The sequence below is a fragment of the Bailinhaonella thermotolerans genome, assembly GCF_003594875.1.
Taxonomy (GTDB): Bacteria; Actinomycetota; Actinomycetes; order Streptosporangiales; family Streptosporangiaceae; genus Bailinhaonella; species Bailinhaonella thermotolerans.
In genome coordinates, this window is sequence record NZ_QZEY01000009.1 from 78,504 (window position 1) to 103,666 (window position 25,163).

Sequence of the window (25,163 nt, forward strand, 5' to 3'; positions counted from 1 at the left end):
CTTCAGTCCCTCATGGGTCGTCGGTTCTGCGCTCAGTGTGCAAGAAGGGCCGTTTCTTGACAAGGGATTGCGTAGGTAGAAAATCCGACATCTTCGGAATCCGAAAAATGACCATGATTGGGCGACCGAATCCGCAAGATGTCCGGCATGGCCCCCGGGCGCGTGACGCGCCGCGCGGGCAGGCGTGCCCACCTGCTCGGTTGTGGTGCAATGGATGCCATCGGACCCTGAGGGGAAGTTGAGGGAGATTAGGTGACTCCAGAGCAGATCGAGAGCGCGATCGCCGGCGGGATGGCGCAGGGCGTGGACGAGCTCGCGCGGCTGGTGAGCATCCCGTCGATCGCGTTCCCCGGGCACCCGGAGGAGCCGGTGCACGCCGCGGCCGCCTACACCGAGCAGCTCCTGCGCTCGGCCGGGCTGCCGCACGTCCAGCAGATCCCCGTCGAGAACAGCTTCCCCGCGGTGTACGGCGCGGCGCCCGCCCCGCCCGGCGCGCCCACCGTCCTGCTCTACGCGCACTACGACGTGCAGCCGCCCGGCGACCTCGCGCAGTGGCGCACGCCGCCGTTCGAGCCGGTCATCCAGGACGGCAAGATGTGGGGCCGGGGCGCCGCCGACGACAAGTCCGGCGTGATCGCCCACGTCATGGCGCTGCGCGCGTTCGGCGGCCGGTTCCCGGTGGGCGTCAAGGTCATCGTCGAGGGCCAGGAGGAATACGCCGGCGAGCGGCTGGAGAGCTTCGTCGAGGCCAACCCCGAACTGATGCGCTGCGACGCGATGGTCATCGCCGACACCGGCAACGCCCGCCTCGGCGACCCCTCCCTCACCACCTCACTGCGCGGCTTCGCGGCGTTCACCGTCGAGGTGCGCACGCTGCGCGAGGCCCTGCACAGCGGCGAGTTCGGCGGGGCCGCCCCCGACGCGCTCGCGGCGCTCATGCGCGTGCTGGTCGCGCTGCACACCGAGGCGGGCGACGTCGCGGTGCCCGGCCTGCCGCGCGGGAACTGGCTGGCCCCGGGCATGTCCGAGGAGGAGTTCCGGCAGACCGCCGGGGTGCTCGACAACGTGAGCCTGGTGGGCTCGGGCACCCTCGCCGACCGCCTCTGGGCCTCCTACGCCATCACCGTGACCGGCCTGGACGTGCCGTCGGTCTCCGGCGCGGCCAACGCCGTGCAGCCGGTGGCCCGCGCCCGCGTCACCGTGCGCGTGCCCCCGGCCGGCGACCCCAAGACCACGATGGACGCCGTCGTGGAGTACATGCGCCAGGTCGCGCCCTGGGGCGTCGAGGTCAACGTCTCCGACGCCGTCGTGGGCTCCGGCTTCCTCGCGGACAAGGGCGGCTCGGCCCGCGCCGCGCTGGAGCGCGCGATGGCCCGCGCGTACGGCCGCCCGGCCCGCGAGATCGGCTCCGGCGGGTCGATCCCGCTGGTCGCCACGCTGACCCACCTGTTCCCCGCGGCCGAGATCTTCCTGTTCGGCGCGGAGGACAAGGACGCCGCGATCCACGCCCCCAACGAGCGCGTGGACCTGGAGGAGCTGCGCATGACCGCGCTCACCGAGGCCCTGTTCCTCCAGGAGCTGGCGGAGAACATGCCCTCGTGACCCCGCCGGGGCTCCGCTGAGACTCCCCCTGAGGCTCCGCTGAGACGGAGACCACAGGCGAAAAGGCCGTCCGCGATTGGCGGGCGGCCTTTTCGCCGCCCTACAATTTGTACCGACTGGTCAGTACAACTCGGGGGTTAGATGCGCCAGTACGACGGAGTCCGCGTGATCGCGCGCGGCCTCACCTACGAGGGCCCGCACGGCCCCTCCTACCGGGACGTCTCCTTCGACGCCGCTCCCGGCACGGTCACCGCGCTGTACGGCGAGGCCGGCTCCGGCCGCACCTCGCTCCTCCTGACGCTGGCCGGGCGCTTCCGGCCCACCTCGGGCACCGCGGCGGTCGGGGGCCTGACCCTGCCGAAGGACGCGGGCAGGGTACGGCGGATCGCCGCCCTCGGCCCCGTCACCGGCGTCAACGACCTCGAACCGGCCCTCACGGTCGCCGAGCACGCGACCGAGCGCTTCACCCCCTGGACCTCCCGCCGCGCCCGGCGTGAGCGTCTGGCCCGGGCCCTGGAGGAGGCGGGCCTCCCCGATCTGGACGTGACGACGCCGGTCCGCGAGCTGGGCCGGCCGGAGCGCCTCCTGGTCGCGGTGGCCCTCGCCCTCCTGGACACTCCCCGCCTCCTCGTCGTGGACGACCTGGACGCGGGCCTCCCCGGCGACCGGCAGCGCGAGATCTGGTCCCGCCTCCACGCCCTCGCGGAGGCCGGCCTCACGGTCGTCGCCACGTGCGCCGACCCCGCGCCCGCCACGCCGTACGCCGGTCCCGTCCCGCTGGGCGAGGCGCGCTCTGACGACCACGACGGGGACGCGGCGGGGGCCGTACCCGGCGTGGACGAGAGCGCGACGGAGACCGCGGACGACGTGGACGTCGTGGACGACGTGGACGACGTGGACGACTCGGCCGGGGGCGCGGGCCGCGTGGACGGGGGCGCGGCGGGGGCCGTACCCGGCGTGGTCGGGGACGCGCCCGGCGGGGCCCGGGCGGACGAGGCCGGGACCGCCGGGCCGGACGACGAGGACGCGGCGGCCGACGACGGCGCGGCGGCCGGCGACGGCGGGGCGACCGACGACGGCGGGGCGACCGACGACGGCGATCTGGTGGCCGGCGACGGGCGGGCCGCGGACGGGGCCGGGGGGCCGGACGGCGGCGGTGCGGCGGACGGCGGGGCGACCCGTGGCGATGCGGAGCGGACGGAGGAGAAGGCGTGAGTCTGCGGGTGGGGTCGCTGGAGTTGCGGCGGTTCATGCGGGCCCGGATCACCCGGGCCGCGGTGGCGGCCGTCGTGCTGTTGCCCCTGCTGTACGCGGGGCTCTACCTGTGGTCGTTCTGGGACCCGCAGGGCAACGTGGACAACCTGCCCGTGGCGCTGGTCGTGGAGGACCGGCCGGCCACGGTGAACGGGAAGACCGTGGACGCCGGCGCCGACCTGCGGCGCGAGCTGCTGGAGCGCAGGGTGTTCGACTGGCGGGCCGTCAGCGCCCAGGAGGCGGCCCGGGGGGTGCGGGCCGGGGACTACTACATGTCGCTGACCATCCCCCGGGACTTCAGCGCGAAGCTGGGGACGCCGTCCGACACCGGGACGACCCCCTCCCCCGCCCAGCTCGGGGTCCGGGTGGACATGGGCCGCAGCTACATCGCCGAGACCATCGCCTCGACGGTGTTCTCCGAGGTGAAGCAGGCGGCCGGCCGTACGGCCATCAAGGACTACTTCGACCAGGTCTTCGTGTCCTTCGGGGACCTGCGGGAGCAGACGAGGAAGGCGGCCGATGGGGCCGGCGACCTCGCCGAGGGCGCGGCCGAGCTCAACGACGGCGCGGGCAGGCTCGCGGACGGCCTGGGCAGCGCCCGCAGCGGGGCCACCCGGCTGGAGAGCGGGCTGGGCACCGCCAAGAGCGGCGCCGAGCGGCTCGCGGACGGGGCCGGCAAGCTGACCGGCGGCGCCGCCAAGCTGAGCGAGGGCGCCGGGACGCTGGCCGCCAGGCTGGACGAGGCGCGCAAGGCCGCCAAGAAGATCGCGGACGGGAACGCCGCCGTCTCCGAGCAGGTCGGGAAACTGTCGCCGCTGGTGAACGACACCGCCGACAAGCTCGTGCCGTTCCTGGAGAAGGAGGCGCCGCGCATCCGGTCCATCGCGCTGGCCGTCGCCGACATCGCGGACGCGCTCGCCGACGCGCTCGGGACGCTGCCCGCCGAGGTCCGGCGGACCGCCGCCGACGCCGACCGGGCGTACGAACGGCTGGAGCGGACGCTCGGCGCGCATCCGGACCTGGAGCCGGAGGTGCGCGAGCAGCTCAAGAGCGCCGTCGCCCAGGCCCGGCGGGTGGCCGACGCGGCCCAGCGGCTCGACGGGTCGGTGAAGACGAGTTCGCTGGCCGACCTCCGGCGGCAGGCGCGCGAGGTGGCGGACACCGCCGAGGAGATCGCGCGGATCGCGCCGACGCTGGGCGGCCGGCTGGAGGACGCGCGGGGCCGGTTCAACAAGCTGAACGACGCGCTCTCCCGGCTCGCCGACGGGTCCGCCAAGCTGACCCGGGGCGTCGAGCAGCTCGGCGCCGGCGCCGGGCAGCTCGCCAAGGGCGGGCGGACGCTCGCGGGCGGGGTCGAGCAGCTCGGCGACGGGGCGAACGAGCTCGACGCCGGCCTGGGCAGGCTGCACCGGGGCGCCGCGGACCTGAGCTCCGGGCTGGGCGAGCTGGGCGACGGCGCGGGCAAGCTCGGGAACGGGCTCGGCAGGCTCGGGGACGGGGCCGACACGCTGTCCGACGGGCTGCGCGAGGGAGCCGGGAAGATCCCGGCCTTCAGCCCGGGCGAGCGCGCGGCCCGCGGGGACATGATGAGCGAGCCGGTGCGGCTGTCCACGGCGATCGACAACAAGGTGCCCAACTACGGCACGGGCTTCGCGCCGTTCTTCGTGCCGCTGGCGCTGTGGGTGGGTGGCATGCTGACCTTCATGCTGTTCAAGCCGCTCAACTCACGCCTGCTCGCGGGCACGGCCCCGCCCTGGCGCGCGGCGCTCGCGGGCTGGCTGCCCGGGGCCGCGATCGGGGTGCTCCAGGTCGCCGTGCTGCTCGCCGTGCTGCGCGCGGGCCTCGGGATGGAGTTCGCCCGCCCGGTGGCCACGGCGGGGTACCTCGTGCTGGCGTCACTGGCGTTCATGGCGATGATCCAGGGCGTGGTCGCGTTCTTCGGGGCGCCCGGGCGGGTGGTCGCGCTGGCGCTGCTCATGCTCCAGCTCACCTCCGCCGGGGGCACGTACCCGATCGAGACCTCGCCGGCGTTCTTCCGGGCGATCTCGCCGTACCTGCCGATGAGCTGGGTGGTGAGCGGGCTTCGGCGGCTGGTCAGCGGCGGCGACCTGACCGTGGTGTGGCAGGGGTGCGGCGTGCTCGCGGCGTTCCTCGCCGGGGGGCTGCTGCTGACGACGTTCGCGGCGGGCCGGTCGCGGGTCTGGTCGATGAAGCGGCTGCATCCGGAGCTGACACTGTGAGCCGGCGGGAGGGCACCCGGCAGAGGCTGTTCGCGGCGGCGGTGGACCTGATCGCCGAGCAGGGGTACGCCGCCACCACGGTGGACGCGATCGCCGAGCGCGCCGGGGTGGCCAAGGGCACGGTGTTCTACAACTTCGGCAGCAAGGAGGCGCTGTTCTCCGCGCTGCTGGAGGACGGCATCGCGCGGCTGGCGGCGACCATGCGCGAGACCGTGGCCGGGCTGGAGCCGATCGAGGCGCTGGACGCCCTGGTCCGGGCCGAGCTGGCGTTCGTGGACGAGTCCGAGCACTTCGCCCGGCTCCTGCTCGCGGAGATGTGGCGCACGGCGTGGCGCGAGGCGATGGGGGCGCTGCGCACCGACGTCATGGGCGTCTACGTGCGCGTGCTCCGCGACGCCGTGGACGCCCGCCTGCTCCGCGAGGACCTGGACGTGGAGACGGCCGCGGTCGCCGTCTTCGGCATGGTCCTCACCGTCGGCCTCTCCCGCCGCGCCGACGCCCTCCCCGTGCAGGACGCCCACGCGACTCTGACGGACCTGCTCCACGGCCGGATCGGGGGCACCCTCCGCCCGCCCGCCTGACGTCGGGGAGAATGCCGGATCATGGACACCCCCGCGGAGTTCCGGCCGCGCACGTCGTTCCCTCGGTTCGCGGCGCCGTTCCTGCCGCCGCTGGTGCTGTTCTTCCTGGTGATGCTGCTGCTGGGGGCGATCCTCACCGGGTCGTCGGCGGGCGGGGCCGCCGTCGGCGCGCTGGGCGTCGCCGTACTGGCGCTGGTGCTGGCGGCCCGGCACCGGGCGCTCACCGCCGGGACCGTCCTGCGCCTGGGGCCCGACGGGGTGACCCTGCGCGACGCCAAGGGCTTCCGGGTACGGCTGGCCTGGGCGGACGTGACGCGGATCGGCCCGGTGGAGACGCGGATGGCGAGTCCGCGGCGGATCGGGCGGCCCGGCGGCCTGCGGGTGCGGGCGGGGGCGCTGCGCTCGCACGGGCTGATCGGGTGGGGTGAGCGGGAGCTGCCGCCCCGGATCCCCGGGTGGCTCAGGGAGCGGCTGGCGGCGGTGCCCACGGAGCCGGGGACCGGGCGGCCGGAGGTGGCGATCCCGCTGGGCGACCTCGACCCGGGCTGGGCCGAGGGGCCGATCGGGGCGTGGGTGCGCCGCTACCGGCCGGACCTGCTCGGCTCCGCCCCCTCGGCCTCGGGCAGGTCGTAGACGCGGCGGACGCTGCTGCCGCCGGCCCGGGTCACGTCCGCGCCGTAGATGTGGATGGAGATCGCGGTCCCGTCGCTCACGTTGCGCACGCGGTGGATGTCGCCGGGCGGGGCGAAGCCGCTCACCTCGCCGGCCCCGTTGGTGCTCTCGCCGACGCGCACCAGCCGGTCGCCGTCGAGACGGTAGAGGATCTCGTGCTCCGCGCCCTGCACGACGCCGAAGGTGCACCACGCGATGTGGTCGTGCACCGGCGTCTCCTGCCCGGGCAGCCAGACCAGGCCGACGATCGAGAACCCGTCCTCGGCGTGCAGCACGCGGGACGTGTACCGCTCGGGGTCGCCTCGCCGCTCCTCCTCGGTCAGCACCTCCGGCCCCGGCAGCGCTCCGCCACGCAGCAGGTCGGCCACCAGCCAGGCCGTACGGCGGGCCGGGAGCCCCTGGTCCACGATCGCGCGGACACCATCGGCGAGCTCCCGGAGACCCGGGCGGGACACGGTTTCCTGCGTCATGAGAGCCATGTCTTCAGGTTCGCAGGAGTTGATCTATAGGTCTAATGCCTACTTTTTCGGACTTTAATAGATATGGTGGATGAATGCTTGACGTGACGCGACTGCGGGTGCTGGCGGCGGTGGCCCGGCACGGCTCGGTGACCGCGGCGGCCCGTGAGCTGCACTACACGCAGCCCTCCGTCAGCCACCACCTGGCCAAGCTGGAGGCCGAGACCGGGGCGAAGCTGATCCAGCGGGCCGGGCGCGGCATCCGCCTGACCTCCGCCGGGCGTCTCCTGGCCGAGCGCGCCGCCGAGATCCTCGGCCGCCTGGACTCCGCCGAGACCGAGCTGGCCGCCCACGTCGGGCTCCGCCAGGGCCAGGTGCGGCTGGCCGCGTTCCCCTCGGCGCTGGGCACCTTCATCCCGGCCGCCGCCGCGCGGCTCAAGCGGGAGTACCCGGGGCTGGGCATCAACCTGGTCGAGGCCGAGCCGCCCGAGGCGCTGCGCATGCTCCGCGCGGGGTACGTGGACGTGGCGGTGGCCTTCCGGTACGACGACACCGAGCCCGAGGACCGGGGGATCCGCACGACGCCGCTGCTGGAGGAGCCGAGCTACCTGGTCACCGGCGACGACCGCGACGGCACGGCGCTGACGGACCACCAGGACGCGGGCTGGATCGCCGGCTGCGACCGCTGCCGCAGCCACCTGCTCGACCTCTGCGCGCACGAGGGCTTCACCCCCACGATCGCCTTCACCACCGACGACTACGTGGCGGTGCAGGCCCTGGTCTCGGCGGGGATGGGCGTGACCGTGCTCCCGGCGCTGACGATCTCGGCGCACCGCAACCCCGCGGTCCGCTTCACCCGCCTGCCCGCCTCGCCGCGCTACGTCTTCGCCGCGACGTACGGCGCGCCGCCCGACCCCCCGGCCACGACGGCGCTCCTGGACTGCCTGCGGGACGAGGCGGCGGAGGCCGTGCACTGGCCCGCGGCGGCCACCGCCGCTCAGCCGTCGAGGTAACGGAGGATCGCCAGGACCCGCCTGCTGTAGACCGGGGTGGCGGGCAGGTCGAGCTTGTCAAAGATGGCGTTGATGTGCTTCTCGACCGTGCTGAGGGACAGGTGGAGGTTCGCGGCGATCGTCCCGTTGGCGTACCCCTGGGCGAGCTGCCGCAGCACCTCGGACTCGCGCTCGCTGAGCCGGGCCAGGTGGTCGGCGCGGGTGGTGCGGGAGAGGAGCTGCCGCACCACCTCCGGGTCGATGACCGTGCCCCCGGCCCTGACCCGCTCCAGCGCGTCCAGGAACTCCGCGACCTCCGAGACGCGGTCCTTGAGCAGGTAGCCGAGCCCGCCGGGCGTGCCCCCGAGGAGCGCGGCGGCGTACGTCTTCTCGACGTACTGCGATAGCACGAGCACGCCCACCTCGGGCCACCGCTCGCGGATCTCCAGCGCGGCGCGCAGCCCGTCGTCGGTGTGGTCCGGCGGCATGCGCACGTCCACGATCGCCACGTCCGGCCGGTTCCCGGCGACCGCGGCGACCAGCGCGGGCGCGTCGCCGACCGCCGCCACCACCTCGTGCCCGGCGTGTTCCAGCAGCCTGGCCAGGCCCTCGCGGAGAAGGACCGCGTCGTCGGCGAGGATCAGGCGCACGAGGGCTCCCGGGGCAGCGTGACCGACACCCGCGTCCCTCCGCCGGGCGGGCTCGACACCTCGAAGACGCCGTCCAGCGCCTCGACGCGGCGGGCCAGCCCGGACAGGCCGCCGCCGGCGGGGTCCGCGCCGCCCGCGCCGTCGTCGGAGACCACCATGCGCACCGTCCGCTCGTCCTCGGTCAGGACGATCAGGATGTCACGGGCGCGGGCGTGCTTGACCGCGTTGGTGACGGCCTCGCGCGCCGCGAAGTACAACACGGTCTCCACCTCCGACTCCGGCCGCCCGGACAACCCGTAGTGCACCGAGACCGGGGCGCCGGCCCCCTCGGCCATGCCCAGCAGCGCCGCGCGCAGCCCCAGTTCGTCCAGCGCGGTCGGATAGACGCGCCAGGCCACGCTGCGCAGCTCGTCCAGCAGCCGCCGCGACTCGCCGTACGCCTGCTCCAGCAGGTCGGCGGCGGCCGCGGGGTCGTGGCGGGCCCGCCCGAGCAGCATGGACAGGGCGACGCCGCGCTGCTGCACGCCGTCGTGCAGGTCGCGCTCGATCCGGCGGCGCTCCTCGTCCACCGCCCGCAGGACGCCCCGCCGGGTGGCGGTCAGCTCGGCGATGCGCCGCCGCATCAGCTCCCGCGACCCCGGCCCGAGGAACCGTACGGCCAGCCGCCGCTCCGCCCCGGCCACCGCCCACCCCGCGAGCGCGCCCAGGGCCAGGGAGAGGGAGCCGAGGAGCAGGCCGATCGCCCAGGTCTCGGTGATGAGCCGGATCCCGGGGAAGGCGAGGGTCACCGGCGAGGACACCCCGGCCACGGTCGCCCACACGGCCCCGGTCACGAACAGCGTCCCGACGGTGACCAGCGCGAGCACGACGTATCCGCCGAGCACCGCGACGACGGCCCGCAGCGCCAGGTATCCCGGCCCGGCGTCGCCGGCGTGCCCGTCCTGCCCGAGCAGCGCGGCCAGGCGGCGGCGTTCGAGCGCGACGGCGCGCGGGACCCACCGGCTCCGCCAGGGCCAGGCGAGCGCCAGCAACGCCAGCTCGGCCACGCCCGTGACCAGGCCGAGCAGGACTCCGGCGCACCGCCGCGCGAGTAGGACCACCACGGGCGCGCAGTCTAGGCGTCGCGGCGGCGGAGGACGGCGTGGCCCGCGGCCAGCGCGAGCGCCGCCCACGCGACGAGCCAGGCCAGGCCCTGCCAGGCCGGGTACGGGATCGGCCCGCCGGTGAGGTTGGACTCGCTGCCCATGAACGCCAGCCCGGCGAACAGCGGCAGCCGCGTCGCCAGCTCCACGGCGGCCTGGCTCCCGGTCATCATGAGCAGCAGCGGCAGCCCCATCATCAGCATGAAGACCACGCTCAGCGTCCCGGCGGCGCTGCGCACGGCCGCCCCGACGCCCACCGTGAGCACCCCGGCCAGCGCGCAGAACACCCCGAGCCGCAGCAGGTCGCCGGCCGTGCGGCCCGGTTCGAGCGTCCCGAACCCGCCGAAGACCGGCATGGCCAGCAGGGCGTGGTTGGCCACGGCGGCCAGCGCGCCCGACACCACCCCGGCGGCGAACAGCACCGGCGCGACCACCAGCGCCTTGGCGGCGAGCACCCGCCCGCGCACCGGCACCGCCTGGAGGGTCCCCCGGATCGATCCCGAGGAGTACTCCGAGGTGACCGTCAGCATCGCCAGAGCGACCAGCGCGAACTGCGCGAACGCCATCGCCGAGACCACGCCCTCCGTGGCGGGCAGCCGGGCCCCGGTGACCCCCTCCCGCACCAGCTCGGTCGCCCTGCCCCCGCCGAGGGTCACCGCGCCGAGCACCGTGAGGACGGCCCCCGCCAGCAGGCACGTCCACGTGGACCGCACCGTGCGCGCCTTGACCCATTCCGCCGCGATCGCCCCGCTCATCGCGCGCTCCCCTCGCTCACCCGGTACTCCACGCTGTCGGCCGTCAACTCCTGGTACGCCTGCTCCAGCGACGGCTCGCGGGGGCTCAGCTCGTGCAGCCGGATGCCCGCCTCGTGCGCCAGGTCGCCGATCCGCTCGACCGGCGCGCCCGTCACCACCAGCTCGTTCTCGGCCCGCCGCACCACCTCGCACCCCTCGGCGGCCAGCCGTACGGCGAGATCGCCCGCGTGCGGGCTACGCACCAGCACCGCCGTGGCCACGAGCAGGTCCGCCAGCGGGGCGTCCGCGATCAGCCGCCCCCTGCCGATCACCACGAGGTGGTCCGCCGTGAGCTGCATCTCGCTCATGAGGTGGCTGGACACGAACACGGTGCGCCCCTCGGCGGCCAGCGACCGCATCAGGTTCCGCACCCACCGCACCCCGTCCGGGTCCAGCCCGTTGACGGGCTCGTCGAACATCAGCACCCCGGGGTCGCCGAGCAGCGCAGCCGCGATGCCCAGCCGCTGGCTCATGCCGAGGGACAGCGCGCCCGCCCGCCTCCCGGCGGCGGCCGCGAGCCCGACCCGCTCCAGCACCTCCGCCACTCGCCGCGCCGGGATCCCGTTGCTGCGGGCCAGCGCCAGCAGGTGCCCGCGCACGCTCCGCCCCGGGTGCACCGCCCGCGCGTCCAGCAGCGCGCCCACCGTCCGCAGCGGGCGCTCGATCTCGTGGTACGGCCTGCCGCACACGAGCGCGGTCCCCGAGGTGGGCCGGTCGAGCCCGAGGATCATGCGCATCGTGGTGGACTTCCCGGCCCCGTTGGGCCCGAGGAAGCCGGTGACCGCCCCGGGCCTGATGGACAGCGTCAGATCGTCCACGGCGAGGCGGTCGCCGTACCGCTTGGTCAGATTGGCGAGATTGATCACGCCCCCGACGCTAGGGACGCCGTCCCCGCCCGCGCCACGGGGCCGCCCGCCGACTCCGATGGCGGTTTCCCGTAATCCGCCGCCCGCGCCGGCCCGGCATCGCTCCGTGCCCGCGGCCGCCGCGGCGAGGGGAACGGCCGGGGCGGGCGGCCCCGGCGTACGGCATCGGGCGGGGCGGGATCAGGGGGCGGCGGACAGGACCGTCTCGGCGAGGGCGCGGGCGGCCCGGGCCGGGCGGGCGTCGGGGCGCGTGACCGCGTGGGCGAAGACGCCGTCGACGAGGACGAGGATCTGGTCGGCGCCGAAGCGGGGGTCGGGGTGGCCGAGGCGGTCCAGCTCGGCGGCGAAGAGCGCGTGGAGGTCGTCCTTGAAGGCGCGGGCCTCCGCGTGGACGGGGTGGGCGGGATCGGCGATGGCCAGCTCGGCGGAGGTGTGGCGGCAGCCGCGGAACCCGGGCGCGGCCGTGATGCGGTCCAGCTCGTCGAAGACCGCGAGCACGCGGACGCGGGGGTCGTCGCCCGCGTCGTCCATCGCGCGGCGGTAGCGCTCCAGGACGCCCGAGCCGCGCAGGACCTCGGTGATCAGGCCGTCCTTGCCGCCGAAGTGCTGGTAGAGCGAGCGGCGGGCGACGTCGGCGCGCTTGAGGATGGCGTCGACGCCGACGTGGACGCCCTCGGCGTAGGTGAGCTCGCGCGCCGCGTCGAGCAGGCGTTCGCGGGGTCCTGGCCTGGTCGTCGTCACGGTCCGATTCTGCCATGGGGTTGACAGTAGATCAACCGGTCTATCTAATAGCTCGGCGTAGACCGACCGTTCTATCCCTGGAGTTCCCCTCATGATCCGTCCAGGCCCCCTGCCCACCCTCCTCGCGGGCGCCTTCGTCACGACGCTCGACTTCTTCGTGGTCAACGTGGCCGTCCCCGAGATCCAGCGCGACCTGTCCGCGAGTGCGGCCGCCATCGAGTGGACCGTCGCCGGGTACGGCCTGGCCTTCGGCGCGGGCCTGGTCCTCGGCGGCCGGCTGGGCGACGTCCACGGCCGCCGCAGGATGCTCATGCTCGGGCTGGCGCTGTTCACGCTCGCCTCGCTGGCCTGCGGCGTGGCCCCCGACGCGGGCACGCTGGTCGCGGCCCGGATCGCCCAGGGCGTCTCGGCCGCCCTGCTCGCCCCGCAGGTCCTTGCGATCATGCGGACCGCCTTCACCGGCGCCGCGCTGGGCCGCGCCCTGCGGACGTACGCCCTGACCCTGGGCATGGCGGCGGTGTTCGGGCAGCTCATCGGCGGGCTGCTGATCGAGGCCGACGTGCTCGGGCTCGGCTGGCGGGCCATCTTCCTGGTGAACCTGCCGATCGGGGTGGTGACGCTCGCGCTGGCCCGCCGTACGGTCCCGGAGAGCCGCGCCGACGGCGTGCGCCTCGACCTCGGGGGCGCGGCGCTGATCACCGCGGCGCTCACGGCGGTGCTGCTGCCGCTGATCGAGGGGCGCGAGCAGGGGTGGCCGGGCTGGATCTGGGCGTCCTTCGGCGCGGCCGTGGTGCTGTTGGCCGCGTACGCCCGCCGCCGTCACCCGTCGCCGCTGGTGGACCTGACGCTGTTCCGCTCCCGGTCCTTCACGGCCGGGCTGGTCGCGCAGATCGCGTTCAACCTGGGCATGGGCGCGTACTTCCTGGTCTTCGCGCTGTACATGCAGGGCGGCCGGGGTCTCGGGCCGCTCGCCGAGGGGCTGGTCTTCGCCCCGATCGGGGCGGGGTACCTCGCCGCCTCGCTCGCCGCGCCCCGGCTGTCGGCCCGCTTCGGGCGTCAGGTGATCGTCGCCGGCGGGATCGTCCGCGCCGTCTCCCTGGCCGCGCTCGCCGCCGCCGTCGCCACCGACGCGCCGTTCGCCGTGCTCGTCCCGCTGCTGGCCCTGGACGGCGCGGGGATGGGCCTGGCGCTGGCCCCGCTCATGGGCGCCGTGCTGGCCGGTGTCCCCGCCCACCAGGCCGGGGCCGCCTCCGGCACGCTCACCACCGCCCAGCAGATCGGCAACGCCCTGGGCGTCGGCCTCATCGGCGTCGTCTTCTACGGCGCGGCCTCCCAGGGCGTCCCCCACGCCTTCGTCCAGTCCCTGCTGGTCCTGGTCGCCGCCACCCTCGCCGTCTCCGCCCTGGCGCGCCTCCTGCCCCGCCCCGCGACCCCCGCCCCGGCCCCGCCGCTGCCGGCCGAACTCTGATTTCCCGGCCGAACTCTGACCTGCCGGCCGGTACCGGGCCGTACGGCAGGCGCCGCGTGCGGGCGAGAGCCGGTCGCGCCGGGAACGCGCGGAGACCGCTCCGCCGCCCCCGGCGCCGGCCGTACGGCGGAGGGCGATCGCGGCCGGCGGGGCCGGAGCCGCTCAGGACCGGGCGGAACCGCTCAGGACCGGCCGGAGCCGCTCAGGACCGGGCGGCGGCTCAGGGCCGGTCGGAGCCGACGATCCACATGGCGAAGAACTGGGCGCCGCCGCCGTACGCGTGGCCGAGCGCGCGGCGGGCCCCCGGGACCTGGTGCTCCCCGGCCCGCCCCCGCACCTGCAGGGCGGCCTCGGCGAAGCGGATCAGCCCCGAGGCCCCGATCGGGTTCGACGACAGGACGCCGCCGGAGGGGTTCCACGGCATGTCGCCGCCGAGGGCGGTCACCCCGCTCTCGGTGAGCTTCCACCCCTCGCCCTCGGCGCAGAAGCCCAGGTTCTCCAGCCACATCGGCTCGTACCAGGAGAACGGGACGTACACCTCGGCCGCGTCCAGCTCCCGGCGCGGGTCGGTGATCCCCGCCTGCCGGTACACGTCCGCCGCGCAGTCCTGGCCGCCGCGCGGGTTCACGGTGTCCCGGCCCGCCCGGAAGATCGGCTCGGAGCGCATGGCCGTGCCGTGCACCCAGGCGGGGGTGCCGGTGACGGCCTTCTCCGACGAGAGCACCATCGCGCACGCGCCGTCGGAGGAGGGGCACGTCTCCAGGTACCGGATGGGCTCCCACAGCATCGGCGTGGACTGCACCATCTCCAGCGAGATGCCCGGGATCTTCAGGTGGGCGTACGGGTTGAGCAGCGCGTTCTTCCGGTCCTTCACGGCGACCAGCGCGCCCACGTGCTCCGGCGCCCCCGTCCGGCGGATGTACTCCCGGATGTGGGGGGCGAAGTACCCGCCCGCGCCCACCACCAGCGACGCGCTGAACGGCAGGTGCGTGCTCAGCGCCCAGGTCGCGTTCGACTCCGACTGCTTCTCGAACGCCACCACCAGCACCCGGTCGTGCACGCCGCCCTGGATGAGCGACGCCCCGACCAGCGCCGTCGAGCCGCCCACGCTGCCCGCCGTGTGCACGCGCATCATCGGCTTGCCGCGCGCGCCCAGGGCGTCCGCGAGGTACGCCTCGGGCATCATCACGCCCTCGAACAGGTCCGGCGCCTTGCCGATCACCACCGCGTCGATGTCGGCGAAGGTCAGCCCGGCGTCCTCCAGCGCCCGCAGCGCCGCCTCGCGCACGAGCCCGGCGATGGACACGTCCCGCCGCTTGGTCTGGTACCGGGTCTGGCCGACGCCGATGACCGCGCACCGATTGCCCATTGACGTATCCCCTCAGCCTTCCAGGACCGTGACGAGGTTGTGCTGGAGACAGGGCCCGGCGGCGGCGTGCCCGACCGCGCGCCCCGCCGTGCCGTCGTGGATCCGGGCGGCCGCCTCGCCGATCCGGATCAGGCCGGTCGCCATGATCGGGTTGGCCGCCAGCGGCCCGCCGCTGGGGTTCACCAGCACGTCGGGGCCGAGGTCCAGGGCCTCGCGCAGGATCAGCTCCTCGTGGGTGAACTGCGCGTGCAGCTCGGCCACGTCCACCGGCGCCTTGCCCACCCCGGCCGCGAGCGCCGCCGCGGCGGCCGACTCCGACCGGTCCAGCGGGCGCCCGCCCAGGTAGTGGGCGTCGGTCCGGTGCGCGATGCCGCGGATCCAGGCCGGCCGCTCGCACATCTCCCGCGCCCGGTCCCCCGCGGCCAGCACGATCGCCGCCGCCCCGTCGGTGTCCGGCGCGATGTCGTGCGGCCGGAGCGGCGCGACCGCGTATCCGTCCTCCGGGGACACCTCGGGCAGGTCCAGGGCGTACGGATTGTCCCGCCCCGACCGCCGCGAACGCGCCGCCACCTCGGCGAGGTCCGACTCGGCCCGGCCGGTCCGCTCCAGGTAGGCGCGGGCCTGGAGCGCCGCGAACGAGACCTGGTCCAGGCCCAGCGGCTCCAGGTAGTACGGGTCGAGCTGGAGCGTCATCAGCTCGCGCACGTCCGTCTGCGAGGACTTGCCGAAGCCGTACACCAGGGCGGTGTCCACGTCCCCGTGCTGGAGCCGCACCCACGCCTCGTAGAGCGCCCAGGCCGCGTCCATCTCCACGTGGCTCTCCGAGATCGGCGGCCAGGCGCCGAGCGCGTCGAGGGCGGACACGAACGAGAACGGCGCGCCCGCGAGGTAGTCGCACGAGCCGGAGCAGGTGAAGCCGAAGTCCCGCGTCCCGGCCTTCTCCCGCACCTCCTGGATCACCGGCAGGATCAGCTCGGGCTCGCTCAGCCCCTGGTCCTCGGCCGTGTGCGCGGTCTGCGCGAACGCGACGACGGCGACGTCTCTCATCGGCTGACCTCCGCGTCGGGCTCTCCGGTGGGGGCGAACCACTTCACGTTCGACATCGACATGCCGCGCTCCTCGGGCGGCACCCAGACGGCGCGGACACGCATGCCCTGCCGTACCTCATGGGCCGGCACGCCGCCGACCAGCGTGATCATCGGGATGTCGGCGCCGTCCAGCAGGACGTACGCCGAGACGAAGGGGACCTCGGGGGCGCGCGGGTCGGGAAGGTTGTTGATGGCGAAAGTGGTGATAGTCCCAGTGTCAGGAAGATTTACCTCTTCCGCTATTACTCCCCCACATTCCGGACACGAGACTCGATAAGGCACATAAACCTTCGCGCACGTGTCGCAACGGCCGCCGATGAACACCCCCTCGGCGACGCCCTCAAGGAATCGCGTGAGCGCCTTCCCGGCGGACACCCGGTAACGGGTCCGGATCGGCGAGACGATTCTCGTCACCTCGGGGACGAAGGCGCGGATGTCGCGGATGTGACCCCGCCGTTCGGGCCCGGGGACGAAATCCGGCCGGACCCGCATTCCGGTGCGCATGCTCTTCACGTTTCCGGCGTCCACCGCGTGCACCAGTGCCGTGTCCGCCCCGTCCGGCCTGACCAGCGCCCAGGCGAACGGCCGGTCCAGCGGGTGCGACGGCCGCGGCGACTCCACCCACGCCCAGGTCAGGACGGTCCCGGCCGGGCCCACCCGCACCCACTCGTCCGTGACCGGCTCGCCGGTCTCCGGGTCGTACTCCAGCGGCGGCACCAGCACGCGCCCGCCGGCCGTGCGCACGCCCATCAGGCGGCCCTCGCGCAGCTCGGTCAGGAACCGGCCGATGACCGGGCCGGTGGTGCGGGTGTAGCCGCCGGGGAACTCCAGCACGTGCTCGGCGGTCAGGGGCACCCCGGCCGACATCTCAGATGGCACTGTCACGCCCTTCCCAGTAGGGGTCGCGCAGCTTGCGCTTGAGCAGCTTGCCGTTGGGCTCGCGGGGCATCTCCGCGATGAAGTCGATGGACTTGGGCCACTTCATCCGGGAGAGCCGGCCCTCCAGCGACGCGAGGATCTCCTCGGCGAGCCCAGGCCCCGGGGTGACGCCCTCGGCGGGCTCCACCACGGCCTTGATCTGCTCGCCCCACTCCTCGTCGGGGATGCCGAAGACCGCCACGTCGGCGACCTTCGGGTGGACCATGATCTCGTTCTCGATCTCGGCCGGGTAGATGTTGGCCCCGCCCGAAATGATCATGTCGGACTTGCGGTCGCAGAGGAACAGGAAGCCGTCCTGGTCGAGGTACCCGACGTCCCCGACGGTGAAGAAGTCGCCGAGCCGGTTGGCCTCGGTCTTGGCCTTGTCGCCCTTGTAGTCGAAGCTGACCCCGGCCATCTTCATGTAGATCGTGCCGGGCGTCCCCGCGGGCACGTCGTTGAGGTCGTCGTCCACGATGCGCAGCTCGCTGATCGGCCACGCCTTGCCCACCGTGCCCGGATGCGCCTTCCAGTCCTCCGGCGTGGCCAGCGTGCCGCCGCCCTCGGTCGCCGCGTAGTACTCGTAGACGCAGTCGCCCCACCAGTCGAGCATCGCCCGCTTCACCGGCACCGGGCAGGGCGCCGCCGCGTGGATCATCCAGCGCATCGAACTCACGTCGTACCGGCTCCGGACGTCCTCCGGGAGCGCGAGCAGGCGCTTGAAGTGCGTGGGGACCATGTGCGTGTTCGTCACGCGGTACCGCTCGACCAGTCGCAGCGTCTCCTCGGCGTCCCACTTGTCCACGTAGACGAGGGTGTGGCCCATGTGCAGCGCCGTGCCGCCGAACTGGGTGACCGCCGTGTGGTAGTTCGGCGAGGTCACCAGGTGCGCGTTGGGCCGCCCCGGGGTGATCCCGAACAGCGACAGCAGGAACGTCATCAGCTCCGCGCCGTCGTCCGGGTCCAGCCCCGACAGCCTGCGCCGCACGCCCTTCGGCCGCCCCGTCGTCCCGGACGTGTAGTGCATCGTCGCGCCCGCCGTGCGCTCCCCGGGCAGCGTGTCCGGATGCCCGGCCACCAGGCTCTCGTACGGCGTGAAGCCGGGCACCTCGCCCGCGACGGCGAAGCACCGCTTGGGGTTGATCCCCGACTCCTCGGCGGCCCGGGCGCCCTCGGCGGCGTACCTGGCGTGGACGAAGTACGCCTTGGCCTCGCTGTCGGCGACGATGTAGCCGATCTCGGGACCGGTGAGATGCCAGTTGATCGGGGTGTAGTACCAGCCGGCCTGCAGCGCGGCCAGGTAGAGCACGAGCCCGTCCGCCCCGTTCGGGACGAGCCCGCAGATTCCGTCGCCCGCCTCCAGGCCGAGCGAGCGGAGCGCGTGGGTGAGGCGGTTGGCGCGGGCGAGGAGGTCCCCCGCCGTGTGCTCCGTACCGTCGGGGTCGACCGCCGCGACCCAGTCGGGATCCGCCTGCGCGAGTCTCCAGAAGCCCAGCGTGCCCATGGGCATGCTCCTCAGGTCGAGGCCGCGGCACCGTGGCGCCACAACAAGAACGTGTTCTTGTTTTGTGTTCGAACGGGAGACTAACGTGCGACAGAGAGACCTAGCAAGCGCTTGATACGAGGAGCCGGAGCATGGCCGAGAAGCTGCCCATCAGCACCCCCCACTGCGACGTCGAGCGCGACGGCCATGTGGTCATAGTGACCCTCAACCGGCCGGAAGCCAAGAACGCGCTCTCGACCGACATGCTCGTCGGGCTCGCCGACGCCTGGGCCTACGTGTCCGCCGAGCCCGGCGTCCGCGTCGGCATCCTGACCGGCGCGGACGGCACCTTCTGCGCCGGCGCCGACCTCAAGGCCATGGGCACCCCCTCGGAGGACGAGCGGGTGCGGCGGCGCGCCGCGGAGATCCCCGACTTCCACTGGAAGGGCCTGCTCCGCGACGGGCAGCCCACCAAGCCGATCATCTGCGCCGTCGAGGGGTACGCCGTGGCGGGCGGGACCGAGCTGCTCGTGGGCTGCGACCTGCGGGTGGTCGCCGAGGGCGCGACGCTGGGCCTGTACGAGGCCAAGCGCGCCCTGTTCCCGATGGGCGGCGCCGCCGTACGGCTGCCGCGCCAGATCCCGTACGCGTTCGCGATGGACATCCTGCTCACGGGCCGCTCGGTCACCCCGGCCGAGGCCCTGGCGATGGGCCTGGTCAACCGCGTCGTCCCCGACGGTCAGGCGCTCGCGGTGGCGCGGGAGATCGCCGACGAGATCGCCTCCTGCGGGCCGCTGGCCGTGCGGGCGATCCTGCGGACGTACCGGGAGACTCTCTGCCTGCCGGAAGAGGAGGCGCTGAAGGTGTCCGACGCGATCGGCTGGCCGGTCATCGGCTCCGCCGACGCGAAGGAGGGCTCGCGCGCGTTCAAGGAGAAGCGCCCCGCCGTCTATGAGGGGAAATAGGAAATCCGGCTTACCCGGGCCACCGACCTGCGGAGGCTCGCGCACGGTGATGCGCGAGCCCGCCAAAGTGACGTAAGTGACGTATTACAATTAGATGTAGATAAATTGGTAAATAGTCCTTACAGAGTCAGATAGCTGTCATGCTCTCCGTCTGAGCTGACCCCCGGTGCGGAGTGAGGGTCAAGAGCTCAATCAACCAGGAGAGCTTCGAATGCGATTAGTCTCAGCAATCGCCGCCGCGGGGATGGCCATCAGTGCCACTCTCCTGACGGCAGGCCCCGCAGCGGCGGACTTCGAGACGCAACTCACGCTGCCCACGACCTCGGTCAAGCCCGGCCAGGAGATCACGATCTCGGCCAACTGCTTCAAGGACATGCCCTCGAAGGAGGCGACGGACGAGGGGGTGGCGAAGGCCAACACCCCCCAGCCCAAGTTCAACGTCGTCTTCAGCTCCAGCGCCTTCGGGAAGATCACGGCCCCGCTCGTCGACGGCCAGGACGACAGCTGGGGAACGGGCACCGCCAAGGTCACCGTCAAGCAGGATCTCGCGGACGGCACCCACGACGTCTTCGCCAAGTGCGACACCTTCACCGACGGGGAGGCCAAGGGCAGCCTCAAGGTGGAAGTGCCCAAGGCGGGCGCGACCCTGAAGCTGACCCCGGCCGAGGGCAAGAAGGACGACCCGGTCAAGGCCGAGATCGACTGCACCCCCGGGCTCAAGGACGCCACCAAGGCCAAGATCGACGGCGGCGCCGTGTTCGGCGAGAAGACCGTCGAGCTGAACGCCCAGGGCAAGGCCGTCGCGGACCTGAGGGTGCTCGGCGGCACCGGCGAGGCCGACGTCAAGGTCATCTGTGACCCGACCGAGGCCACCGCGACGGCCAGGTTCAAGGTCGCCGGCGAGCCCGGCAACGCCGGCAAGGCCGAGATCACGCTGAACAAGACGGCCCTCGACGCCGGTGACAGGGTGAAGATCACGGTCACCTGCGTCCCCGGCAAGACCGCCAAGGTCGACACCGCGCTGTTCAAGAACTGGGACGGCACCCTGCGGCTCGACCGCCACGGCAAGGCCTCGGTGCGGGTGTACACCCTGCCGACCGCCCCGGCCGGCGCGCACGAGGTGAAGGTCACCTGTGAGGGTGGCGCCGAGGCCAAGGTCGGCCTCACCGTGCGGCCCAAGGGCGACGCCGTCACGGTGAACCCGGGCCAGGCGTACCAGCACCAGACGGTGAAGATCGACGTGGCGTGCCGCGGCCTGTCGAACCGCAAGGCCTTCGTCTCCTCCCCCGCGCTCGACCCCGCCGCCTTCGGCGTCCCGGTCACCAACGGCCTGGGCACCATCGAGGTCAAGGTCAACGGCGCCGCCGAGGCCAAGGCCCACGACATCACGCTGAAGTGCCGCGACAACAGCACCCCCGTCAAGGCGGCGCTGAACGTCCTCGCGGCCAGGGCCGAGATCGCGGTCAAGCCGCTCACGATCCAGCGCGACCTGCCCGTCAAGATCGACGTGGTGTGCCTCCCGGGCGCGAAGGGCGTCGTGTCCTCGGACGCGCTCAACCCGACCCAGTTCGACGTGCCGGTGGACGCCCAGGGCAAGGGCTCCGCGACCGTCCGGTCCCGCCAGTGGGCCGTGGACGGCAGCTACCCGGTCAAGCTCGCCTGTGAGGGCGGCGCGACCGCGCAGACCAAGCTGGGCATCGTCAAGGAGGGCAAGGCCACGGTCACCGTGAGCCCCGCCCGCGTGCCGGTCGGCGGCAAGGTCGTCGTGAACTTCACCTGCGCCCCCGGCGCCGAGGCGCTCGTCTCCTCGGCCGCGCTGGGCGCCACCCCGCTCACCGTGACGCTCGTGAACGGCGCCGGCAAGGTCGAGGGCATCGTCCCCGAGGGCGTCAAGACCGCCCGGGACCACCCGGTCACCGTCGTCTGCGACACCGGCGCCACCGCCGTCGGCAAGGTGCGCGTGATCCGCGGCCAGCTCCCGCCGGCCTCGATCGCGCTGACCCCGGCGAGCGCCGCCCACGGTGACTCCGTGGACGTGGCCGTGACCTGCCGCCGTTCGACCACCGCCCAGGTGGCCTCCGGCGCGGCGCTGTACGGCGGCACCTTCCAGGTGGCGCTCAAGCGCGGCAAGGCCGTGTTCACCGCGCAGATCGACTCCCGCGCGCCGGCCGGGCAGTACCCGATCTCCCTCAAGTGCAACGAGACCGGGCAGTCCGCCAACTCGACCCTGACGGTGGCCGCGAAGAAGGCGAACATCTCCGTGGACCCGCTCTCGGTCCGCCCCGGCGGCCTGCTGAAGATCTCGGTGTTCTGCGCCGCCAAGGGCAAGGCCACGGTCTTCTCCTCGGCCCTCTACCGCAAGAGCCACGAGGTCACGCTGGACGCCAACGGCCAGTACACCTTCCAGGGCCACGTGAAGCGCCGGGCCGGCTCGGGTGAGTGGGCCGCGGACGTGACCTGCGCCGACGGCAGCAAGGCGACGGCGGTCTTCACCGTGGCCCGCAAGGCCTCGGACTGCCACTACTTCCTCTGCGGCGGCGCCGGCGGGTTCAAGCCCAAGCACAACACCGTCTGGCCGAGCAACAACCAGGTGATGGCCATCCCGCGGTTCTAGCCCCAGCGGACCGCGAAGGCACAACTGAATGATCAGAGCACGACGACTGGCCACCGCCGCCCCCGGCGGTGGCCAGTCGGCTGACTTCCCGGCCCCGGTGTCCCGTCGCGGGCCGGAACCCCTGGAGTGAACATGCGCATTTCGGTCCTCGCCGCCGGTGCGGCGCTGCTGCTCGTCACCGGGTGCGGCCTCTTCGAGGGGGGCGCCCCGGGGCCCGACGCCGACGCCGCCCGCCCTCAGGCCGTACGCGCCGGCGACCCGCCCAAGACCAGGCCGCTGGCCGGGTCGCCGCCCGCCTCGCTCACGCTCCCCAAGATCGGCCTGCGGACGCCGGTCTCCCAGATCGCCCTGAACACCGACGGCACGCTCGCGCAGGCCCCGGCCGAGCCCGGGTGGTACCGCCTCGGCCCCACCCCCGGCCAGCTCGGCCCGGCCGTGATCGCCGGGAACGCCGCCGCGGAGGGCGACGCGTTCTACAAGCTGGGCGAGGTGACCCCCGGCGACGAGGTCGAGGTCGTGCGCGAGGACGGCTCCCGCGCGGTGTTCAAGGTGGACTCGGTCGAGAAGTTCCCCAAGAAGCAGGTCCCCACCCAGCGCGTCTTCGGCGAGCTGCGCCACCCCGGCCTGCGCCTGCTCACCTACGGCGAGGAGATGATCGTCGTCTTCGCCCACCTGGCCGCCACCAGGCCCCCCGCCGCGTGACCCGTCCCGCCCCGGGCTCAGGCCGTACGGCATGAGCCGGCGCGGGGCGGGGAGGACGCGCGCCCCCGCGGCGCGCCCTCCCGGCCCTCACGTACGGCATGCCGCCGCGCCCGTCCGGAGTGTGCGGCCGGAGCGGGCGCGGGGCCGGGCCGGGACGGCGGCGGGGGTCAGGAGTCGGTGATGCGGTTGAGGCGTTCCATGGCCTCGACGTACTCCTCCACGAGGGAGAAGACGACGTCGCGGCTGGAGCGGACCTGGTTCATGGAGCCGATGATCTGGCCCGCGGGGAAGGTCGCCAGGGAGGAGTTGCCCGAGCGGCCGATGCGGCGCAGGGCGTCGCTGATGAGCATGAACTGCAGGGGCATGGGCAGGGTGCCGGGGCTCTTCTCCGACTCCCAGGCGTCGGTCCAGGCGTTCTTGAGCAGGCGGGCGGGCTTGCCGGTCCAGGAGCGGGAGCGGACCGTGTCGCGGGAGGTCGCCGCGAGGATGTGGTTCTTGGCGGTCTCGGGGGTGTCGGCCTCCTCGACGGCGAGCCAGATGGAGCCCGTCCAGACCCCCTCGGCGCCCAGGGCCATCCCGGCGGCCATCTGACGGCCCCTGCCGATGCCGCCGGCGGCCAGGACGGGGACGTCCACCGCGTCCACGACCTCGGGGATGAGGACCATGGTGGAGATCTCGCCGGTGTGGCCGCCCGCCTCGGTGCCCTGGGCGACCACCACGTCCACGCCCACCTCGACCTGCTTGACCGCGTGGCGCGCGGTGGAGGCGAGCGCGGCGACCTTGACGCCGTGGGCGTGGGCCTGCTCGACGACGTCCGCGGGGGGCGGGCCGAGGGCGTTGGCCAGGAGCTTGATGGGGTGGCGGAGGGCGACCTCGACCTGCGGCCTGGCCGTGGCGTCGGTCCAGCCGAGGAGGACCTTGCCGGCCTCGGCGTCGCCGCCCAGCGGGGGCACGCCGTGCTCGGCCAGGAGGTCGTCCACGAACTTGCGGTGGCCCTCGGGGATCATCGACTGGAGGCGTCCCACGAGCTCCTCCGGGCTGTCCACGCCCAGGTCGGCTCCCTCGTAGGAGGCCGGCATGACCACGTCCACGCCGTACGGCATGCCGTCCACGTGGTCGTCGATCCATTTGAGCTCGGTCTCGAGCTCTTCCGGAGTGAAGTAGAGGGCGCCGAGAACGCCCATGCCGCCCGCCCGGCTCACGGCGGCGACGACGTCGCGGCAGTGGCTGAAGGCGAAGATCGGAAACTCGATGCCGAACATCTCGGTCACACGTGTCCGCATGATCTGACTGTAGGACGCCGGGGGAACGAACTGCAACGTGTTCTAGTGAGACATTTCCCTGACGAGGGTTACCCGCGAGTAGCCAGCCGGTGGAACACGTTTCACTTGAGGCGGGAAATTCCGGGGAGCGGGAAGCGGGACCGCGGGCGCGCGAAAAGGACCGGCCTCGCGATGACCGGGTCGTCGCGAGGCCGGCGTCGGGCGGGCGTGAGCCCGGGAGGGTCAGTCCTCCGCGGAGGACGCGGAGGTCGCGGAGGACGCGGGGGTCGTGGAGGACGCGGAGGACGCGGCGGGCTCCGGCCGGGGCTCCTCGCGGCGGGCGGCCGCGGGGCGGGCCTGGCGGCGGGCGAGGATCGCGATCCCGCCGATCGCGAGCACCAGGCCCACCACGAGGAGCACCAGCGGCATGGTGGTCTTGATGAGCGTGATCTTGTTCATCGCGTCCCGGGCCTTGGCGGCCAGCTCGGCGATCGACTCGTCGGTCATCTTCGCGTCGGCGCGGAAGGCGATCGAGCGCTCGACGCCGTCCTGCGTGCGCAGCGTCTCGTCGCGGCTCTGGTCCTGACGTACGGGCGTGCCGCTGGTCGGCTCGACGTAGTAGGTCACCGTGCCCTCGTAGACCCGGTCCACCTGGACCTCGTCGTTGCCCTCCATGCCGATGAGGTTGGCCGGGACGCTCAGCGTCTGCGTCTTGGTGGCCGGCACCTTCTGCTCGAACTTGTAGACCTTCAGCCCGGCGACCGTCTCCTCGCCCACGAACTGGGCCGGGAACGCCTTGCGGGCGGTGGAGTTGAAGACCTCGTACGTCCTCTTCTCGGTGCCGAACGGGAACAGGTAGACCTGCCCGGACATCTCCGCGGGCTGCCCGTCGATGTTGGTCCCGCAGCAGGCGACGGCCCGGCCGGTGTACTTGTCGAACGCGCTGCGCCGGGACGACATGCTGATCTGCGGCTTCTGGTTGGTGGCGTCGGCCACCGACATGAACTCGTCCCAGACGACGCGGTCGCCCTTGGACTCCTTCACGTCACCGCGCGTGGTCACCGTGATGAGCAGATCACCGGTCAGGACCTTCTGGTCCGGGATGCTGAAGTACTGCGCCCCGGCGGCCTGTAGCTTGGTGATGCCGTACTGGTCGGCCGGCGCGGCGATGAGCTGTCCCGCGGCGTAGAACCGGACGAGCGCGGCCAAGGTGATGAGGAACGCCCCGATTCCCAGTAGCACGACTCCTGTGGTGCGACGCATACGATCCTCCGGGGGTCCCGCTATGTCATTGTCTGTCAT

Annotated in this window: 22 protein-coding genes; 10 read left to right on the forward strand and 12 right to left on the reverse strand. The window is 73.5% G+C overall.

All coding sequences use genetic code 11. From position 1 onward, the window contains the following. Positions 1 to 252: 252 nt before the first annotated feature. The 5 genes from D5H75_RS22675 (at position 253) to D5H75_RS22695 (ending at position 6,310) form a co-directional block, all read left to right on the forward strand. Positions 253 to 1,602, forward strand: a complete 1,350-nt coding sequence (locus tag D5H75_RS22675; RefSeq protein WP_119928528.1) for a M20/M25/M40 family metallo-hydrolase — start codon at positions 253 to 255, stop codon at positions 1,600 to 1,602. Between the two features lie 141 nt (positions 1,603 to 1,743). Further along, the gene (locus tag D5H75_RS22680; RefSeq protein WP_119928529.1) at positions 1,744 to 2,817 is read left to right on the forward strand and encodes an ATP-binding cassette domain-containing protein; all 1,074 of its coding nucleotides are present in this window, start codon (positions 1,744 to 1,746) and stop codon (positions 2,815 to 2,817) included. Then, the gene (locus D5H75_RS22685) at positions 2,814 to 5,096 is read left to right on the forward strand and encodes a YhgE/Pip domain-containing protein (RefSeq protein WP_242454441.1); all 2,283 of its coding nucleotides are present in this window, start codon (positions 2,814 to 2,816) and stop codon (positions 5,094 to 5,096) included. The genes D5H75_RS22680 and D5H75_RS22685 overlap by 4 nt, the downstream gene beginning before the upstream one ends. Continuing rightward, positions 5,093 to 5,677 (forward strand): TetR/AcrR family transcriptional regulator, encoded by a 585-nt coding sequence (locus D5H75_RS22690; protein WP_119928530.1) that lies wholly within the window; start codon positions 5,093 to 5,095, stop codon positions 5,675 to 5,677. The genes D5H75_RS22685 and D5H75_RS22690 overlap by 4 nt, the downstream gene beginning before the upstream one ends. 21 nt (positions 5,678 to 5,698) lie before the next feature. Next, positions 5,699 to 6,310 carry a hypothetical protein gene (locus D5H75_RS22695; protein WP_119928531.1) on the forward strand — a complete coding sequence of 204 codons (612 nt, stop codon included), beginning with the start codon at positions 5,699 to 5,701 and terminating at the stop codon, positions 6,308 to 6,310. Here the strand turns inward: D5H75_RS22695 and D5H75_RS22700 are convergent. Further along, complete coding sequence (locus D5H75_RS22700) at positions 6,259 to 6,828, reverse strand: cysteine dioxygenase family protein (protein WP_119928532.1); 570 nt, start codon at positions 6,826 to 6,828, stop codon at positions 6,259 to 6,261. The genes D5H75_RS22695 and D5H75_RS22700 overlap by 52 nt on opposite strands. A 74-nt stretch (positions 6,829 to 6,902) precedes the next feature. On the opposite strand from D5H75_RS22700, the gene D5H75_RS22705 reads away from it, so the two are divergent. Further along, entirely contained in the window at positions 6,903 to 7,820 is a 918-nt protein-coding gene (locus D5H75_RS22705; protein WP_119928533.1) for a LysR family transcriptional regulator, read from the forward strand. Here the strand turns inward: D5H75_RS22705 and D5H75_RS22710 are convergent. The 5 genes from D5H75_RS22710 to D5H75_RS22725 all read right to left on the reverse strand — a co-directional run bounded on the left by D5H75_RS22710 (position 7,805) and on the right by D5H75_RS22725 (position 11,992). Then, entirely contained in the window at positions 7,805 to 8,449 is a 645-nt protein-coding gene (locus D5H75_RS22710; protein ID WP_119928534.1) for a response regulator transcription factor, read from the reverse strand. The genes D5H75_RS22705 and D5H75_RS22710 overlap by 16 nt on opposite strands. Next, positions 8,440 to 9,552 (reverse strand): sensor histidine kinase, encoded by a 1,113-nt coding sequence (locus D5H75_RS43365; protein ID WP_242454442.1) that lies wholly within the window; start codon positions 9,550 to 9,552, stop codon positions 8,440 to 8,442. Before D5H75_RS43365 ends, D5H75_RS22710 begins: the two co-directional genes overlap by 10 nt. An 11-nt stretch (positions 9,553 to 9,563) precedes the next feature. Then, complete coding sequence (locus D5H75_RS43370) at positions 9,564 to 10,346, reverse strand: ABC transporter permease (protein ID WP_242454443.1); 783 nt, start codon at positions 10,344 to 10,346, stop codon at positions 9,564 to 9,566. Beyond that, positions 10,343 to 11,251: an ATP-binding cassette domain-containing protein gene (locus tag D5H75_RS22720; RefSeq protein WP_119928535.1), complete on the reverse strand. Its 909-nt coding sequence runs from the start codon at positions 11,249 to 11,251 to the stop codon at positions 10,343 to 10,345. The genes D5H75_RS43370 and D5H75_RS22720 overlap by 4 nt, the downstream gene beginning before the upstream one ends. Before the next feature lie 180 nt (positions 11,252 to 11,431). Further along, positions 11,432 to 11,992 (reverse strand): TetR/AcrR family transcriptional regulator, encoded by a 561-nt coding sequence (locus D5H75_RS22725; protein WP_242454444.1) that lies wholly within the window; start codon positions 11,990 to 11,992, stop codon positions 11,432 to 11,434. 91 nt (positions 11,993 to 12,083) lie between these two features. On the opposite strand from D5H75_RS22725, the gene D5H75_RS22730 reads away from it, so the two are divergent. Next, positions 12,084 to 13,460 (forward strand): MFS transporter, encoded by a 1,377-nt coding sequence (locus D5H75_RS22730; protein ID WP_119928537.1) that lies wholly within the window; start codon positions 12,084 to 12,086, stop codon positions 13,458 to 13,460. Positions 13,461 to 13,680: 220 nt separating this feature from the next. Here D5H75_RS22730 and D5H75_RS22735 read toward each other — a convergent pair whose 3' ends face one another. From D5H75_RS22735 to D5H75_RS22750, 4 genes are read right to left on the reverse strand one after another with little or no spacing between them, the layout of a single operon-like run. After that, on the reverse strand, positions 13,681 to 14,829 hold the full coding sequence (locus D5H75_RS22735) for a thiolase domain-containing protein (RefSeq protein WP_119928538.1): 1,149 nt from the start codon (positions 14,827 to 14,829) through the stop codon (positions 13,681 to 13,683). Between the two features lie 12 nt (positions 14,830 to 14,841). After that, positions 14,842 to 15,876 (reverse strand): thiolase domain-containing protein, encoded by a 1,035-nt coding sequence (locus D5H75_RS22740; RefSeq protein WP_119928539.1) that lies wholly within the window; start codon positions 15,874 to 15,876, stop codon positions 14,842 to 14,844. Further along, the gene (locus D5H75_RS22745; RefSeq protein WP_119928540.1) at positions 15,873 to 16,784 is read right to left on the reverse strand and encodes a Zn-ribbon domain-containing OB-fold protein; all 912 of its coding nucleotides are present in this window, start codon (positions 16,782 to 16,784) and stop codon (positions 15,873 to 15,875) included. The genes D5H75_RS22740 and D5H75_RS22745 overlap by 4 nt, the downstream gene beginning before the upstream one ends. 1 nt (position 16,785) lies before the next feature. Further along, positions 16,786 to 18,339, reverse strand: a complete 1,554-nt coding sequence (locus D5H75_RS22750) for an acyl-CoA synthetase (protein ID WP_119928541.1) — start codon at positions 18,337 to 18,339, stop codon at positions 16,786 to 16,788. Between the two features lie 131 nt (positions 18,340 to 18,470). Here D5H75_RS22750 and D5H75_RS22755 point away from each other — a divergent pair, with 131 nt between their 5' ends. The 3 genes from D5H75_RS22755 (at position 18,471) to D5H75_RS22765 (ending at position 22,599) form a co-directional block, all read left to right on the forward strand. Further along, positions 18,471 to 19,283 carry a crotonase/enoyl-CoA hydratase family protein gene (locus D5H75_RS22755; protein WP_119928542.1) on the forward strand — a complete coding sequence of 271 codons (813 nt, stop codon included), beginning with the start codon at positions 18,471 to 18,473 and terminating at the stop codon, positions 19,281 to 19,283. A 211-nt stretch (positions 19,284 to 19,494) separates the two neighbouring features. Then, the gene (locus D5H75_RS22760; protein WP_147425250.1) at positions 19,495 to 21,897 is read left to right on the forward strand and encodes a hypothetical protein; all 2,403 of its coding nucleotides are present in this window, start codon (positions 19,495 to 19,497) and stop codon (positions 21,895 to 21,897) included. A gap of 132 nt (positions 21,898 to 22,029) precedes the next feature. After that, entirely contained in the window at positions 22,030 to 22,599 is a 570-nt protein-coding gene (locus D5H75_RS22765; protein ID WP_147425251.1) for a sortase domain-containing protein, read from the forward strand. A gap of 167 nt (positions 22,600 to 22,766) precedes the next feature. Here D5H75_RS22765 and D5H75_RS22770 read toward each other — a convergent pair whose 3' ends face one another. Further along, positions 22,767 to 23,882 carry an NAD(P)H-dependent flavin oxidoreductase gene (locus D5H75_RS22770; RefSeq protein WP_119928694.1) on the reverse strand — a complete coding sequence of 372 codons (1,116 nt, stop codon included), beginning with the start codon at positions 23,880 to 23,882 and terminating at the stop codon, positions 22,767 to 22,769. A 222-nt stretch (positions 23,883 to 24,104) separates the two neighbouring features. Beyond that, a complete protein-coding gene (pgfA, locus tag D5H75_RS22775; protein ID WP_242454445.1) occupies positions 24,105 to 25,103 on the reverse strand; it encodes a cell envelope lipid trafficking protein PgfA in 999 nt (332 codons plus the stop codon). Positions 25,104 to 25,163: the final 60 nt, after the last annotated feature.